Annotated in this window: 18 protein-coding genes and 2 tRNA genes; 10 read left to right on the top strand and 10 right to left on the bottom strand. The window is 44.2% G+C overall.

The window, feature by feature from the left end; all coding sequences use genetic code 11:
- Window positions 1–214: 214 nt before the first annotated feature.
- Both ACNKW2_RS08940 and ACNKW2_RS08935 read right to left on the bottom strand, forming a co-directional pair.
- Window positions 215–1204 carry a DUF3080 family protein gene (locus tag ACNKW2_RS08940; RefSeq protein WP_419148243.1) on the bottom strand — a complete coding sequence of 330 codons (990 nt, stop codon included), beginning with the start codon at window positions 1202–1204 and terminating at the stop codon, window positions 215–217.
- Window positions 1182–2543 carry an MATE family efflux transporter gene (locus tag ACNKW2_RS08935; RefSeq protein WP_419148242.1) on the bottom strand — a complete coding sequence of 454 codons (1362 nt, stop codon included), beginning with the start codon at window positions 2541–2543 and terminating at the stop codon, window positions 1182–1184. Before ACNKW2_RS08935 ends, ACNKW2_RS08940 begins: the two co-directional genes overlap by 23 nt.
- Window positions 2544–2680: 137 nt before the next feature.
- On the opposite strand from ACNKW2_RS08935, the gene ACNKW2_RS08930 reads away from it, so the two are divergent.
- Window positions 2681–3322 (top strand): riboflavin synthase subunit alpha, encoded by a 642-nt coding sequence (locus ACNKW2_RS08930; protein WP_419148241.1) that lies wholly within the window; start codon window positions 2681–2683, stop codon window positions 3320–3322.
- Between the two features lie 26 nt (window positions 3323–3348).
- Here the strand turns inward: ACNKW2_RS08930 and ACNKW2_RS08925 are convergent, their stop codons facing one another.
- Both ACNKW2_RS08925 and ACNKW2_RS08920 read right to left on the bottom strand, forming a co-directional pair.
- Window positions 3349–3552 carry a CPXCG motif-containing cysteine-rich protein gene (locus ACNKW2_RS08925; RefSeq protein WP_336566168.1) on the bottom strand — a complete coding sequence of 68 codons (204 nt, stop codon included), beginning with the start codon at window positions 3550–3552 and terminating at the stop codon, window positions 3349–3351.
- 69 nt (window positions 3553–3621) lie between these two features.
- Window positions 3622–4476 carry a fructosamine kinase family protein gene (locus tag ACNKW2_RS08920; protein WP_419148240.1) on the bottom strand — a complete coding sequence of 285 codons (855 nt, stop codon included), beginning with the start codon at window positions 4474–4476 and terminating at the stop codon, window positions 3622–3624.
- A 124-nt stretch (window positions 4477–4600) separates the two neighbouring features.
- Between ACNKW2_RS08920 and ACNKW2_RS08915 the strand changes: the two genes are divergently transcribed.
- Complete coding sequence (locus ACNKW2_RS08915; RefSeq protein ID WP_336566171.1) at window positions 4601–5293, top strand: DUF445 domain-containing protein; 693 nt, start codon at window positions 4601–4603, stop codon at window positions 5291–5293.
- 41 nt (window positions 5294–5334) lie between these two features.
- Here ACNKW2_RS08915 and ACNKW2_RS08910 read toward each other — a convergent pair whose 3' ends face one another.
- Window positions 5335–5679, bottom strand: a complete 345-nt coding sequence (locus tag ACNKW2_RS08910) for a DUF3718 domain-containing protein (protein ID WP_419148239.1) — start codon at window positions 5677–5679, stop codon at window positions 5335–5337.
- A gap of 434 nt (window positions 5680–6113) precedes the next feature.
- Here ACNKW2_RS08910 and ACNKW2_RS08905 point away from each other — a divergent pair, with 434 nt between their 5' ends.
- Both ACNKW2_RS08905 and ACNKW2_RS08900 read left to right on the top strand, forming a co-directional pair.
- The gene (locus tag ACNKW2_RS08905) at window positions 6114–7496 is read left to right on the top strand and encodes an amidohydrolase (RefSeq protein WP_419148238.1); all 1383 of its coding nucleotides are present in this window, start codon (window positions 6114–6116) and stop codon (window positions 7494–7496) included.
- 12 nt (window positions 7497–7508) lie between these two features.
- A complete protein-coding gene (locus ACNKW2_RS08900; RefSeq protein ID WP_419148237.1) occupies window positions 7509–8741 on the top strand; it encodes an amidohydrolase family protein in 1233 nt (410 codons plus the stop codon).
- Window positions 8742–8857: 116 nt separating this feature from the next.
- Here the strand turns inward: ACNKW2_RS08900 and ACNKW2_RS08895 are convergent, their stop codons facing one another.
- Genes ACNKW2_RS08895 through ACNKW2_RS08875 form a run of 5 tightly spaced genes read right to left on the bottom strand, consistent with a single transcriptional unit; the run spans window position 8858 to window position 10877 of the window.
- Entirely contained in the window at window positions 8858–9187 is a 330-nt protein-coding gene (locus ACNKW2_RS08895; RefSeq protein WP_336566176.1) for a TusE/DsrC/DsvC family sulfur relay protein, read from the bottom strand.
- Between the two features lie 8 nt (window positions 9188–9195).
- On the bottom strand, window positions 9196–9450 hold the full coding sequence (locus tag ACNKW2_RS08890) for a DsrH/TusB family sulfur metabolism protein (RefSeq protein ID WP_419148236.1): 255 nt from the start codon (window positions 9448–9450) through the stop codon (window positions 9196–9198).
- Window positions 9447–9806, bottom strand: coding sequence for a sulfurtransferase complex subunit TusC (tusC, locus tag ACNKW2_RS08885; protein WP_419148235.1), 360 nt, complete (start codon window positions 9804–9806; stop codon window positions 9447–9449). The genes ACNKW2_RS08890 and tusC overlap by 4 nt, the downstream gene beginning before the upstream one ends.
- The gene (locus tag ACNKW2_RS08880) at window positions 9803–10156 is read right to left on the bottom strand and encodes a DsrE family protein (protein ID WP_419148234.1); all 354 of its coding nucleotides are present in this window, start codon (window positions 10154–10156) and stop codon (window positions 9803–9805) included. Before ACNKW2_RS08880 ends, tusC begins: the two co-directional genes overlap by 4 nt.
- 55 nt (window positions 10157–10211) lie before the next feature.
- Window positions 10212–10877, bottom strand: a complete 666-nt coding sequence (locus ACNKW2_RS08875) for a Bax inhibitor-1/YccA family protein (protein WP_419148233.1) — start codon at window positions 10875–10877, stop codon at window positions 10212–10214.
- A 295-nt stretch (window positions 10878–11172) separates the two neighbouring features.
- Between ACNKW2_RS08875 and ACNKW2_RS08870 the strand changes: the two genes are divergently transcribed.
- The 6 genes from ACNKW2_RS08870 (at window position 11173) to proQ (ending at window position 13518) form a co-directional block, all read left to right on the top strand.
- Window positions 11173–11263: transfer RNA gene (locus ACNKW2_RS08870), tRNA-Ser, on the top strand.
- 42 nt (window positions 11264–11305) lie between these two features.
- Window positions 11306–11396, top strand: a tRNA-Ser gene (locus ACNKW2_RS08865).
- 223 nt (window positions 11397–11619) lie between these two features.
- Window positions 11620–11997, top strand: a complete 378-nt coding sequence (locus tag ACNKW2_RS08860) for a hypothetical protein (protein ID WP_419148232.1) — start codon at window positions 11620–11622, stop codon at window positions 11995–11997.
- A gap of 121 nt (window positions 11998–12118) precedes the next feature.
- Window positions 12119–12577 carry a GAF domain-containing protein gene (locus ACNKW2_RS08855; protein WP_419148231.1) on the top strand — a complete coding sequence of 153 codons (459 nt, stop codon included), beginning with the start codon at window positions 12119–12121 and terminating at the stop codon, window positions 12575–12577.
- Complete coding sequence (locus ACNKW2_RS08850) at window positions 12577–12855, top strand: hypothetical protein (RefSeq protein ID WP_336566183.1); 279 nt, start codon at window positions 12577–12579, stop codon at window positions 12853–12855. Before ACNKW2_RS08855 ends, ACNKW2_RS08850 begins: the two co-directional genes overlap by 1 nt.
- Before the next feature lie 15 nt (window positions 12856–12870).
- A complete protein-coding gene (proQ, locus tag ACNKW2_RS08845; RefSeq protein WP_336566184.1) occupies window positions 12871–13518 on the top strand; it encodes an RNA chaperone ProQ in 648 nt (215 codons plus the stop codon).
- The last annotated feature ends 7 nt before the right edge of the window (window positions 13519–13525 follow it).

The following is a 13525-nucleotide window of genomic DNA, read 5'->3' as shown; positions in this document are numbered from 1 at the left end:
GCGTCCTGCCTCAACCTCGATTAACTGCGAAGCGGTGCTTCGGTTTAATCTCGCCCAACTGAGCTACGGTCGTACAATCTAGCTTTTAGCTGCAAGCTCTGATATGAAATCAAAATTATAACTTCATCCCTTGCAACGCGTTGTAATATATAGTGAGTCCGACATGGGATCAAGCAGCTTTAGCTAATTTTTTGATTGTTTGCCTTTTTTTTGCTCATAACGGAGTTATTTCACACAGCTTGTAGAATTTTTGCCACCAAGTAACATGCGCTTTGGCTGACTGTTTTAACTCATTTAAGTGTTTTGTTGGCGCAATAGGTGGCGTTACGCCTTGTTCGTGGTAAAGCTGGGCTATTGGCAGCCAAGCCATCTCAACCTCCGCCAGTAAATTGGTAAGGCTAGCTTGGTAGGGCTGTAGTTGTTTTAGATAAAATTTACTAAACACATTGTTTAATATTTCTGCGCGTTCACGATTGCCCTGTGGCTGGCAGAGTGTTTGCTCAAGCGCTACTTGCTCAAGCATTGTAGTGGTGGTGCGATTGTACTGGCTTTGTTTTCTTACACTGCTTAATAAGCTTGGTATGTAACGCTGCGATAGCACTTCCAGTGCCGGGGTGAGCGCTTCTGGGTCGAGTTTTTGTGGTTCTTCGAGGTGACTGGCCATTTCAGCTAATTGTTCGATTGCTTCTAAGGTTTTGCCGTGTAATGAAACATTATCGATTGGCACTTCATCGCGTGTCAGCACCCCGAGCACTTGCAGCTCCCGCTCAAATGACATCATATGCATGAAATAGTGCGGCAGTTGTGCTGTTTTTTCCGCAACAGCCGTGGTGAGTGCTGCGGCTACCTTATCACTGGTTTTAGGGTGGTCTGCACACGCAGGCGCTAGCTGAATAAAGCGAATATGATATTTTAAACGCTCACTAGGGTAACTGACTTTGCCGAGTTGGTTATTATGCTGGGCGATTAAATTAGTCACTTTACAATGCCCCAGGCTGGCAATATCCAGCACCGAAATGGTGATATCACTCTCGGGGAGTGGCACTTTTTCAAGTGTTGGGTTACTTAAGTTGGCGCTTGGCTGGTGTTCAAGCTCCAAGGTGTTAAGCAATCGCTGTTGATATTCTTGGTTCAGCTCGCTGGGCTTGTCACTGCAGCCCAGCGCCAGCAGGCAAAATAAACTAATTAACAGTTGTTTGTTCAAGTTCAAACCTCATTCGTCTTTTTACACAGGTAACGAGCAGAATGGCGGCGGTACTGAGACCAATAATTATACCTATCCAAAATCCTTCTGGGCCCATGGCTGCAACAATGTAGTCGGTTTTTGCTAACACATAGCCCAAACTAAAGCCAATAAGCCAATAGGAAATAAACGTCACCCAGGTTATCGGCGTGGTATATTTTAACCCCCGCAATACACCGTTTGCCGAGACTTGTAAGGCATCGGGGAGTTGGTACAAACAGGCCAAAACCATAATGCTCGTTGCCAATGCCGCGACCTCAGTGTTATTGGTATACAACCAGACAATCTGATCTCTAGTTAGATACGTAAGCAAAGCAACAAAGAGTGCAATGATAACAGCAAGAATAAATGCGGTTTTAATGGACAACTGCAACTGCGACATGGCCCGTTGCCCTGACAAATTACCAATGCGAATGGCAATGGCCATAGACAGCGACAAAGGCATCATAAATAACATGGTGGTGACACTGGCTGCAATTTGGTGTCCAGATACGGCTATCGAACCTAAATCCGCAATAAATAATGGAATACAGGCAAACAAAGTCACCTCAAAAAAGGTGGCTAAGGCGATAGGCAGTCCTAAGGTGCAAATATATTTCATCATTTTGGCACTGGGGGCAGCGAATTGGCTGAGCAAGGCTTTGCCATCGACATTTTTGCTCCGCAAACTATACAGCCATTGCGCTATCGCCATACTCCAAAGCACGATAGAGGTCGCAAGCCCACATCCGGCACTGCCAAGGGCTGGCGCGCCAAATTTGCCATAAATAAAAATATAGTTGGCGATGATATTGATAAACAAACCAATAACGCTGATATAAAAAGCCGGTTTAGTAAAGCCAATGCCTTCAATTAGGTTGCGGTACACTGAAAAAAGTAAAAACCCTAACAAGCCCCACTTAACAAAATCGATATAGCCTTGTGCTAGGGACTGAACGGGCTCACTCGCCCCGATGTTGGCAAAAATAGAGCCGGTGAAATTGGCCAGTATTAGGCCCAAAGAAAACAGCAGCAGCGCAAGGTAAAGGCTCTGCTGAAAATACTGTTTAATGGCGGGTTGGTCATTGGCGCCATGGCAATGGGCCACAATACTGGTTAACGCTAATAGAATACCTTGCAGACTGAAAATAAGCGGGTTCCAAACCCCGGTGGCAATCGACAGTGCGGCCAAGTCTTCGGCACTCACTTGTCCAGCCATCATGGTATCGACCACGGTCATTAACACCAGTGTCACTTGAGCAAAAAATACGGGGGCGGCCAGTTGCAATAAGCGCCTCGCTTCCCAAACTGAAAAATTCATCTAACACGACTACTTAAGACATAATAGTGGCATTCTATTCTTGGCTGGCGTTAGAAGCAAAGCGATAAGTCAAAGTGCAGTACAACTTTTAGTGGTTATTCGCTACAATTGCGACATTGCAATAAAAGAGAATCTGTATGTTTACTGGAATTGTGCAAACTAAGGCGACGGTGGTATCGGCAAATCGTCATGATGACTTATTAAGGTTGGTCATTTCCGTGGCTGACGAGTTCTTAGATAAGCTGACGCTTGGAGCAAGCATTGCCATCAATGGCTGTTGTTTGACCGTGGTTCATTTTGAGCAAAGCGAAAACGATGTGGTCGGGCAGGTGAGCTTTGATGTCATTGATGAAACCCTAGCGTTAACCAATTTAGGTGAACTATCAGCAGGCAGCCAAGTCAACTTCGAACGTTCAATGACCTTTGGTACTGAGCTTGGTGGCCACATTATCTCAGGCCATATTCAAACCGTTGGCGACATTGCCGACATTGTTCGCCATGCCGGCAATCTGAAAATGCGCATTTGCGTGCCTGAGCAATGGTCAAAATTTATCATGTACAAAGGCTTTATCGCCATTAATGGCGCCAGTTTAACGGTGGGCGAAGTCGAGCCGGGGAGTTTTTGGTTGCATTTGATCCCAGAAACCTTAAAGCTGACGAATTTAGGGGATGCTAAAGTAGGCGACAAGCTGAATATTGAAATTGACCAGCAAACCTACACCATTATCAACACCGTTGAAAGCTACATGAAAAGGCAAACATTGCAACACCACTCATAATTTGCCATTTGCTAAAAATGGGCAGGTTAAAAAACCTGCTCATCATCGCTATCTACATGTAACTCTACTTTGTTGTGTAAATGATCCAAGTGCATATTGAGGTGGATCGGATTGCAACAAGCAGAGCAATCTTCATAATAATCCTGATCGCCGCTACTGGCATCCAAATTAACAAAAATATGATGCCCGCAGTGTGGGCAAGTAATGCGTTGTTGATACAGTTCTTTCATTGTTCCTCCCAGCTATTTGGCCGGATATCTACCTTTAAATTGTAGTCGAAAATGAAAGAAATATGGCAGTTATTTTAAGATCCGCTGCACTTGTTCAGAGGCTTGGTTAATGTACTTGCCGGCGAACAAATTGGCTTGCACCAAAAGTGGATAAAGCTGATACAGCTCAAGCCTGGCATCAGCATGTTCATTGAGCGGATAGACTTCATTATAGCCTTGATAAAATGCTTGTGGTAATGGCGCAAACAAAGAAGCCATCGCAATATCTACCTCACGATCGCAGTAATAACAGGCGGGTGAAAACAGTACTGGCTTGCCACTACTAAAGCCAATGTTACCGTGCCAGAAGTTGCCATGAACTAAAGAGGGTTTGGCATGGTGTGGTAAAAGTGGTTTGATCTGCTCAACAAAACGGTCGATGTTGGTTAACACAATGCCTTTTTCCGCAAGCAGCTGCAACTGCCAGCCGATGCGTTCTTCGGCAAAGAAGATTTCCCATTTTTTATGCCATTGATTGGGTTGTGGCAATTCATGAATGTAGTTGTCTTCCTCGAGGCCAAACATCTCTTGTTCATGACGTTGGTGCATTTTGGCCAAACTGGCTCCGCAGTTGGTCCAATTTTCATTACGATGGTCAAGCTCAAGCCATTCTAGTACGATAAAGCAAAACTCAATACTTGCCCCAAGAGTGATAGTATCTGCAATGAGAAAGTCTGAATCACGGATGAGCTTAGTGCGATTAGCAGATTCACACTCAAAGCGTTCTAGCGCTTGAACAGGTGCAACCTTGACTAAAAACCGATGGTTGTTATCGGCTATCTTGTAAAGCTTTTTGGAACCGAAGCTCTTAATGGTTTGTTTTTCAGTGAATTCAAACGAAGTATGCAAGGATTCAGAAATTTGTTGGTTGACTTTATTCCACATAAGTTAATTCCAACTCATTCACATACTCTAAAATATGGTCGAAATTCTCAATATCACAACTACTTGAGCCGTTTTTACAAAAAAAATAAAATACTGGCCAACATAAAGCATAAAAGGAACCACATTGAATAAGAACATCATCACCAATTGCATCGCGCTGTTGCTGACCGCATTAGGTTATTTCCTCGATAATGCCATAGTGTTATCTATTGGCCTATTTGCTGTGTCAGGGGCAATGACGAACTGGCTTGCTGTGCACATGCTGTTTGAGCGTGTTCCTTTCCTCTATGGTTCAGGGATCATTACGTTAAAATTTGCCTCTTTTAAACAATCTATCCGCACGCTTATTCTCACTGAGTTTTTTAGCAAAGAGAAGCTTGAGCGCTTTTTAGACACCAAACAACCTAAGTTTGACTTAGCGCCCATTGCTAACCAGGTTGATTTAAACCCAGCCTTTGACCGATTGTTACAGGTGATTGAAGCCTCGCAGTTTGGCTCTATGCTGCAAATGTTTGGTGGCCGAGAAGCGGTGCAACCGTTACGCGAACCTTTCATCGCTAAAATGCGTGATGCATTAATTGAAATCGGGGAGCAACCGCAGTTCGAGCATGCCGTAAACGAGGCCATCAGTAACGGCCTACTTGGAGATGATATTCATACCACCATTGAAACGGCCGTTGATGAAAGGCTCGATGAATTAACTCCCGAGATGGTTAAAGAAATCGTTCAACAGATGATAAAAACCCACTTAGGTTGGTTAGTAGTCTGGGGTGGGGTGTTCGGAGGCTTGTTTGGATTAGTTGCCGCCGTGATCTAATACATAAAGGTGCAGGGGCACTTTACCCCTGCCGCATCATTTTATTTCGAACCCGAAATCACCAAGGCACTGTTGGGTAACATGGCAATATCTTGAATACTGGTTTTGGTATTTTCAGGAATACCTAAAAATTGCGCCGAGGTATTAAAACCATAAGTCGCTGCAAATTTTGCTATGGGCAGTTCATTACACAATAGCTTTTCTTGCACCACACGTTTATTCAGACGTGTTTTGCTCATGGTGTTTAGGAGGTGGAACTTGTTATCCTTGACTACCGACATACAAACTTGAGTCGCTTTGCTATTATCCGCGGCAACAAAATCCGCAGCAGAGGCAGAACCGACAAACGCAATAGAAGATACAAATAAGATGTTTAACAGTTTCATGATTAGCTCCTTGGCTATCTTTAAGACACATCTTAAGTATTAACAACTTCCAGTGATAAAGCTGTATGATAAGTACTGCCAGGTGTAAAAGAGTATTACAATGTTTCAATGGCAATGTAGGCGAATGATATTTCGGTAATTTATTACTGAAATTTGCAATGCTTAAGGAAAAAAAGTTGGCTAAAAAACGGCTGTTAACATGCTGTTTTCAGTAATTGTTCGCAATTAGCCAATTTTCTACACAGAGGCAACTGGGTATGTCAAAGTGTGTCAAACGTGACGCTTTTTTACTTATGTCTGTGTGTTCAGCAATTTTTCTGAGTTTCGCTATACTTACCTTGCATTCATCGTAATTACTTGTCACCAAAGTGGTTAACCACGTAAAGTAATGGCGAGTCAAACAAAGTCACGAAAAACAAATAGAGATGACAATAATGGTAAAATTCGCTCCTTCCATAGTCGTTGCCGCCGTGGCCGCAGCGCTTCTGGGTTGTCAAGACAATGGCCCAGCAAAAGAAAAAGTGTCCATAGAAAAAAATCCTTACCCTAGCACCTACACCCCAGTTCCTGCAAAATCGACCTTGATCCGCAATGCCACCGTGTTAACCGGCACCGGTGAAAAGCTAGAGCAGGGCGATGTGTATATGGTGGATGGCAAGATCCAACAAGTGGGTAAAGACTTAACGGTTGATGCTGATGTCACCATTGATGCCGAAGGTAAATGGGTAACTCCTGGTATTATTGATGTGCATTCTCACTTAGGTGCCTACCCAAGCCCAAGTGTTGAGTCACATAGCGATGGCAATGAGATGGTGAACCCAAATACATCGCAAGTGTGGGTTGAGCACTCAGTATGGCCTCAAGACCCTGGATTCAACCGAGCCCGCGAAGGCGGGATCACCACACTGCAAATCTTACCCGGTTCTGCCAACCTGTTTGGTGGTCGTGGTGTAACACTGAAAAACGTTCCTTCACCTACCATGCAAGGAATGAAATTTCCTGAAGCGCCTTATGGATTGAAAATGGCGTGTGGTGAAAACCCTAAACGCGTTTACGGCTCTAAGGGGGTAGCGCCTTATACTCGAATGGGTAACATGGCCGGTTACCGTGAAGCGTGGGCAGAAGCAACCGAATACAAACGTGCTTGGGAACAGTATGAAGCCGAGTACGCAGCAGGTCTAAACCCAGATGCACCGTCACGTGATATTAAGTTTGATACCTTGCGTGGCGTATTAGACGGTGAAATCCTCATTCATAACCACTGCTACAAAGCAGAAGAAATGGCAATGATGATTGACCTATCTAAAGAGTTTGGTTACCACGCCGGTACTTTCCACCATGGTATTGAAGCCTATAAAGTCGCCGATCTATTAGCAGAAAATGGCAACTGTGCGGCACTGTGGCCAGATTGGTGGGGCTTTAAAATGGAAGCCTACGACATGGTGCAAGAGAACGTCGCCATTGTCGATGCGGTGAAAAACTCATGTGCAGTGGTACACTCGGATTCCGACACCACTATTCAACGCCTAAATCACGAGGCTGCTAAAGTGATGTATACCGCCAATCAGTCAGGCTTTGATATCGACGAAGCTCACGCGATTAAGTGGATCACAGCAAACGCTGCGAAGTCACTGGGCGTAGACGATAAAACGGGCTCTTTAGAGCAGGGCAAACAGGCGGATGTTGTGATTTGGAATAGCAATCCTTTCAGTGTCTATTCACAGGCTGAGCAGGTATTTATTGATGGTGGTAAAGTGTACGACCGCGATGACGAAAAATACCAAGCTGTTAGCGATTTTATGTTAGGCCAAAAGTAAGGAGTTGATGAGATGAAAACCATGAAACTAACCATGATTGCCAGCGCTTTGTTGTCAAGCTCAGCAGCTCTTGCTCAGATCACTGCGATCACTAATGCTACCATACACACCGCTTCTGATAAGGGCGTGCTTGAAAGCGCGACTGTGGTTATTGAAGATGGCAAGATAAAAGCCATTAACCCTGAAAACGTTTCTGCAGATACCACCATCGATGGCAGTGGCAAAGTTATCACTCCTGGGTTTATCGGCACTATGAACCAACTTGGCTTGGTGGAAGTAGGAGCGGTTGCCGCTTCTCGGGATGCCGGAGATGATGACGCGGGTGTTGATTTCGATACCAGCTCAGCGTTTAATCCACGTAGTAGCCTGATTGCCTATGCTCGTAAAGGTGGCATCACACAAAATCTTGTTACGCCTTGGGGCGGTAAAAGTGAATTTGCTGGTCTAGGTTTTGTCGCTGACCTATCAGGAGAGTTTGATAGTGTTACTGATGAGCATACTGCGTTGGTGGTTAAGTTAGGCGCCAAGAGCAAAGGTTCTAGAGCTAAAGCCCTTGATAACGTAGTAAATAAACTCACTGCGCATCAGCAAAAGCTAGACAAAGCCGAAGACAAAGAAAAAGACAGCAAACCTAGCAACGAAGAACAAGTACTAAGCGCTGTACTAGCTGGTGAAATGCCAGTGGTTGTGTGGGTGTCTCGCGCTTCAGACATTCTAGAAGTGATTAAATTAAAGCGGCAATTTGGCCTTGATTTAATTATTGCCGGTGCTGACGATGCTGTGGTTGTTGCCGATGAACTGGCTGCGGCTGAAGTCCCAGTGATCATCAGTGCCGTGTCTAACTTACCTACAAGCTTCGACTCCTTGCATGCACATTTAGAGAATGCAGGAAAGTTAGAAGCCGCTGGGGTTAACGTCATCTTGTCAATTGGTGGTGATGCCAGTCACAACCTCTATCAACTGCGCTTTGATGCGGGTATTGCGGTTGCAAACGGCATGAGCTATGAAGGTGCAATTAAAGCTATTACAGCAACACCTGCAAAAGTATTTGGCATTGATGGTGGTGTAATTGCCGCCGGTAAGCGTGCTGATCTAGTGATGTGGAGTGCAGATCCGTTTGAGTACAGCACCAGCATTGATAAAATTTGGATTGAAGGTGAAGAAGTGACGACGGAATCACGTCATGACAAGCTCAGAGAGCGTTATACCACCGACTCTGATATGCCTAGAGCATACACTAAATAATAGTGACAAATGAAACAGCAAAAAGGCCTCTTAAGAGGCCTTTTTATTACCCAAAACGATGTTAATAATCGCTTTTAATCAGTCTTAAAGTCGCTGGTTAAGCTAACCCGCTACGGTTAAATGCATTTTGCCGGTTTGGGTAAGCCTGCGATTTTCGTTGCTTGTTTTGCCGGCCCTTTCGGAAACAACTTGTACAAGTAAATGCTGTTTCCTTTGTCTTCACCCAATGCCTTTGCCATGGCCTTTACCAACATACGTATGGCTGGGCTGGTGTTGTATTCTAAGTAAAAGTTTCTAACAAACTCTATCACTTCCCAATGGGCTTCACTGAGTTCAATGTTTTCTTGCTCGGCAATAATAGGGGCTAACTCTCTAGACCATAAGGTATAGTCTAATAAGTAGCCTTGTTTGTCGGTTTCAATGGTTTCACCGTTTAGTTCTAGCATTGTAGTCATCACCAAGTTATTACGTTATTACAGTGGCAGCTCAACTCGACCCATTGGCTGTCGTCGATGAGTTCGAGTGCTGTTTGGCTATCCAGTCCGCGAGCTTGTGCGCATGTCTCTAACATCACGATTTTAGCAGGCTGTTGGCCGATGATTTGCTCAGTAAAACAACCGTCATCACACAATACAATAACGTCGTCTTTAGCGCAGTATTGTAACGCCTGAGCGGCGGCAGTAGAGCTGATAATATGAAGTGTACTCATAGTGTCACCACCAGGTCTTGTTTGGCGATAAGAGAGCGAATAGCATCGCTTTCCAAGGCTATGACAGGAATACTTAAATTGTCACTGTCGAGGTTAAATCGAGCCAGAGCATCGGCACAGACATAGACATTTTCAACGTCGTATATCTCAAGCGTTTTAAGCTGCTTGAAGCTGTCTTTTAAGCCCAACATACTAGGGTTCAACTTAGCGTCTAATGCCAATACGGCGTGTTGGGTAAAAAGCCAGCTCACTTCTTGATCAATGGCGGCATAAATTAATGCCATGTCTAAGGCTTCTTTAATAGCAGCATGATCAAACGGACTTTTATTTGAAATAATTAAAACATTACCACTCATTTAAATTGCACCCATTTATCCGCCTCAGCCGAGAGCATGGCGAACTCAGCCAGTCCAGCCACCTTAAAGGGGGCAGTGTCTTGGGTATCAAGGCCACGTTTTTCTGCGGCAGTAACACATAACAATAATGGAATTTCCAAGTCGGCAAAACGTGCCCAAATTGCCTGTGTCTGCAGCTCGTCAGCCGCTTGAGCAATTTTATTACTGGCATGGTAAACGCCATCTTGATAGAGAAAGATACAACTGATCTGATGGTTTGCAGATAGCGCGGCTTCAACGTAGCGTTCTAATAAGGTTAACTTAGATTGCGCTGTGACGCCAAAGTGAACCGATAAAGCGATTTGACTCAAACTATACTCATAAAAAAAGCCCCAATATGGGGCTTATTTTATCAGAATTTATTACTTAGTCATCCGACGCGCCCAAAAGAGCAAGGATGCTGGTAAATAAATTATAAATGCTAAGGTATAAGCTTACCGTTGCCAGTACATAGTTGGTTTCACCGCCATTGATGATACGGCTTGTGTCATACAAAATGAAACCAGACATGATAAGCACAACCGCAGCATTAATCGCCATAAATGCGATGCTGCTACCAATGAACAGGTTCACTAAGCTAGAGATAATTACTACGATAAGGCCAACCGTTAAAAAGCCACCCATAAATGAGAAATCTTTTTTGGTGGTTAGGGCATACGCCGATAAGCCAAAGAAAATCAGCGCAGTCGTGCCTAAAGCCTGAGCAATAAGCATACCGCCATTTGGCATTGCCGCGTAGTAGTTCAGCATTGGGCCTAAGCCAAAGCCTAATAGACCGGTAAACAGAAATACCAAGCCAATAGCAGAAGAAGAGTTTGCTTTCTTACCGATAACAAACAATAAACCGAAAGCAACCAATGAACAGACGATACCAGTGAAAGGTGGTAGGGTCATTGTCATTGAAATTGCCGCTGTAACTGCGCTAAACGCCAATGTCATGGCAAGAAGGAAATAAGTGTTTTTCAACACTTTATTCGTTTCTACCGTCGACATCATTGGTTTTGCAGTATTGTATGAATGATTGAATGCCATGATTCAAGCTCCTTAGTCGAACATACTGTTCCCAAAAATAACTAGAACTAGAGTATCAATAGTTATATGTTGGGGCAATGATTTGTGGATCAATATTCTCTTAGCTATTTAATTTGAATAGTAAAAATCTAATTACTCTGACCTGTTTGCGCGACAAAGGTTCGAGTAATTTAAGCAAACAGTGACAACCTTGGCTAGATTCTGTGCCGATCAGTCGTTTTTTATGCAAACGATCAAAAATTTGCAAAAAAAGCTTCACAACTGAAATTGGATTCTCTATTATTCGCCCCGCTGCGGAGAGATGGCTGAGTGGTTGAAAGCACCGGTCTTGAAAACCGGCATACGTTAATAGCGTATCTAGGGTTCAAATCCCTATCTCTCCGCCACCTAATTTTTAAATCATGCAGACATGCTTGGTTTCAGGTTTTGGAGAGATGGCTGAGTGGTTGAAAGCACCGGTCTTGAAAACCGGCATACGTTAATAGCGTATCTAGGGTTCAAATCCCTATCTCTCCGCCATATTAAAGGCCCTCGTATTCGAGGGCCTTTTTTGTTTGTGGCGCAAAAAGGTATTGGTTACTTGCTACGGCGATTTTAGCTAAATGCGAAACTAACGTTAGCGATTTACCGTAGTGCTGAGGTATAAGACCAAAGTCGGCTACAGAGATAAGCCAAGATAGACAATACTCATCTTTACAAACGGTAAGCGTTTATCGTATGAGTTAAAGTTGGAGTATTGGCAATGAAAAGTGTTGGTAAAGGGGTCGGATTTTCACTCTTAGCCCCATTAATCGTCGGTGGCGTGCTTGGGGTATACTACAGCATTAGCCTAAACAGCAGTGAAGTGTTTTTTAATCTGTTGCTCAGTGCCATTTCGAACGCCTATATTGTGGGCTTAGCGATGGCGCTGTTTGTGGTTCCGGGCTACATCTTTATGTTTAAGCGTGGCAAGGTACAGTACGGTGGCATTCTCACCTTAGGTCTGCTCGGTGGTGCGATTTTCAGTTATGTTTTTGCCGCACAGTCGGGGATGGGCTTTATTGTTAATGCCGTGATGTCCATGTTTGCAGCAGGGCTATTCTTGTTTGGTTTACGCCGGGGTAATACTCAAGTTGCCTGAATATTGAGCGTACACTCATAGTTTTACAGATAATTAATACTTTTTCAGCCCAAAAGGTTTTAATTGCCGCGCTGAAAGAGTACCTTTAGCTTTTGTAGTTCAATTGTTGAATTTGATAGTAATGCAAAAGCAAGATTTTTATCATTCACTGGTTAAGCAAGCTCAAGGTCTTATCAGTGGTGAACATAACATGATTGCCAATATGGCAAACCTGAGCGCTTTGTTATTCACTTCATTAGAAGACATCAACTGGGCGGGGTTTTACCTTACAGACAGCGATGACGAGCTGGTACTTGGCCCATTTCAAGGCAACCCGGCGTGCATTCGCATCCCGTTTGGTAAGGGTGTTTGTGGCACCGCAGCCGCGCAGGCCAGCACCCAACTTGTTGCTGATGTGCATGCGTTCGCAGGCCACATAGCCTGCGATGCGGCGTCAAATTCAGAAATTGTCATTCCGGTATTTAAAGACGGTAAAGTCATCGCTGTGCTAGACATTGATAGCCCTAGTCTGGCAAGATTTGATGAACAAGATAAAGCAGGGTTAGAAGCCTTTGTGCGCGCGTTTGAGGAAACGCTGTAATGAAGGATATGCTGCAAGTTCAAGACTATTTATTTTCCTACGCTGATGTTGGCGATTGGGAAGGCGAAGAAGAGGTCGTTGCCGAACGCCTCAATGAACTCATTCACCACGCTTGGAATATACTTCCTGAAGATTTGGACTGTGAGACCATTGATAGGTTAATAGAAGGCATATGGCAGCATCTTCGCGGTGATTTAGCACTTTTAGAAGCAGATATAGAAGAGCTAACTGACTGGGTAACACACTATATAAACTCGTCGCTCGATGAGCAGATGTAATTAATAGGTTCAAAAATGGAAACCACAAACAAGCTAAAAGACATAAATGAAGTCCTGGACTTCTTATTTACCGAGTTCCCTAACTGCTTTAAGCAGAAGGATGGCATTAAGCCTCTTAAAGTCGGTATCTTCAAAGACATTGCCGAGCGCATTGAAGGCTCTGAAAAAGTCAGTAAGACTCAGGTGCGCCAAGCGCTTCGCAAGTACACCTCTAACTGGCGTTACTTAGAAGCTGTGACTAAAAACGAGTTCCGTGTTGACCTTGATGGCAATCAAGCAGAAAAGGTTGAACAAGAACACGTTGAGCATGCTGAAAAAGCGCTTGCTGAAAGCCGTGCGAAAATGGCAAAACGTAAGAAGCCGCAACGTAACCCACGTGATGGCGACACAAAATCTTACAAAAAGAAACCTCATGGTAGAGATCGTCAAGAGCAGAAACGCCCTAAAATGAACAATAAGCCTGCTGAAGCAAAGCCAAAGCGCAGCGGCAAAGTTGAACCTTTACCAGCCGAGCAGGTCAAGGTAAATAACAAAGTAAAAGTTAAGTTAGGCCAAGCACTTGTGAATGCCACCATCACTGAAGTGAAAAACGATGAAGTGCATGTTGAGCTAGTTACAGGAATGCAGGTAAAAACCAAAGCAGACAGCCTATTTATCCAGTAAGGAGTTG

It is taken from the genome of Pseudoalteromonas 'SMAR', from assembly GCF_048515945.1.
In the GTDB taxonomy this organism is placed as follows: Bacteria; Pseudomonadota; Gammaproteobacteria; order Enterobacterales; family Alteromonadaceae; genus Pseudoalteromonas.
This window is presented reverse-complemented; position numbering and strand designations above follow the sequence as displayed.

Coding starts and splice junctions, on each gene's coding strand:
- ACNKW2_RS08935 (WP_419148242.1), bottom strand. CDS start 2,543: ATGAATTTTTCAGTTTGGGAAGCGAGGCGCTTATTGCAACTGGCCGCC.
- ACNKW2_RS08930 (WP_419148241.1), top strand. CDS start 2,681: ATGTTTACTGGAATTGTGCAAACTAAGGCGACGGTGGTATCGGCAAAT.
- ACNKW2_RS08925 (WP_336566168.1), bottom strand. CDS start 3,552: ATGAAAGAACTGTATCAACAACGCATTACTTGCCCACACTGCGGGCAT.
- ACNKW2_RS08920 (WP_419148240.1), bottom strand. CDS start 4,476: ATGTGGAATAAAGTCAACCAACAAATTTCTGAATCCTTGCATACTTCG.
- ACNKW2_RS08910 (WP_419148239.1), bottom strand. CDS start 5,679: ATGAAACTGTTAAACATCTTATTTGTATCTTCTATTGCGTTTGTCGGT.
- ACNKW2_RS08905 (WP_419148238.1), top strand. CDS start 6,114: ATGGTAAAATTCGCTCCTTCCATAGTCGTTGCCGCCGTGGCCGCAGCG.
- ACNKW2_RS08900 (WP_419148237.1), top strand. CDS start 7,509: ATGAAAACCATGAAACTAACCATGATTGCCAGCGCTTTGTTGTCAAGC.
- ACNKW2_RS08895 (WP_336566176.1), bottom strand. CDS start 9,187: ATGCTAGAACTAAACGGTGAAACCATTGAAACCGACAAACAAGGCTAC.
- ACNKW2_RS08890 (WP_419148236.1), bottom strand. CDS start 9,450: ATGAGTACACTTCATATTATCAGCTCTACTGCCGCCGCTCAGGCGTTA.
- tusC (WP_419148235.1), bottom strand. CDS start 9,806: ATGAGTGGTAATGTTTTAATTATTTCAAATAAAAGTCCGTTTGATCAT.
- ACNKW2_RS08875 (WP_419148233.1), bottom strand. CDS start 10,877: ATGGCATTCAATCATTCATACAATACTGCAAAACCAATGATGTCGACG.
- ACNKW2_RS08860 (WP_419148232.1), top strand. CDS start 11,620: ATGAAAAGTGTTGGTAAAGGGGTCGGATTTTCACTCTTAGCCCCATTA.
- ACNKW2_RS08855 (WP_419148231.1), top strand. CDS start 12,119: ATGCAAAAGCAAGATTTTTATCATTCACTGGTTAAGCAAGCTCAAGGT.
- ACNKW2_RS08850 (WP_336566183.1), top strand. CDS start 12,577: ATGAAGGATATGCTGCAAGTTCAAGACTATTTATTTTCCTACGCTGAT.
- proQ (WP_336566184.1), top strand. CDS start 12,871: ATGGAAACCACAAACAAGCTAAAAGACATAAATGAAGTCCTGGACTTC.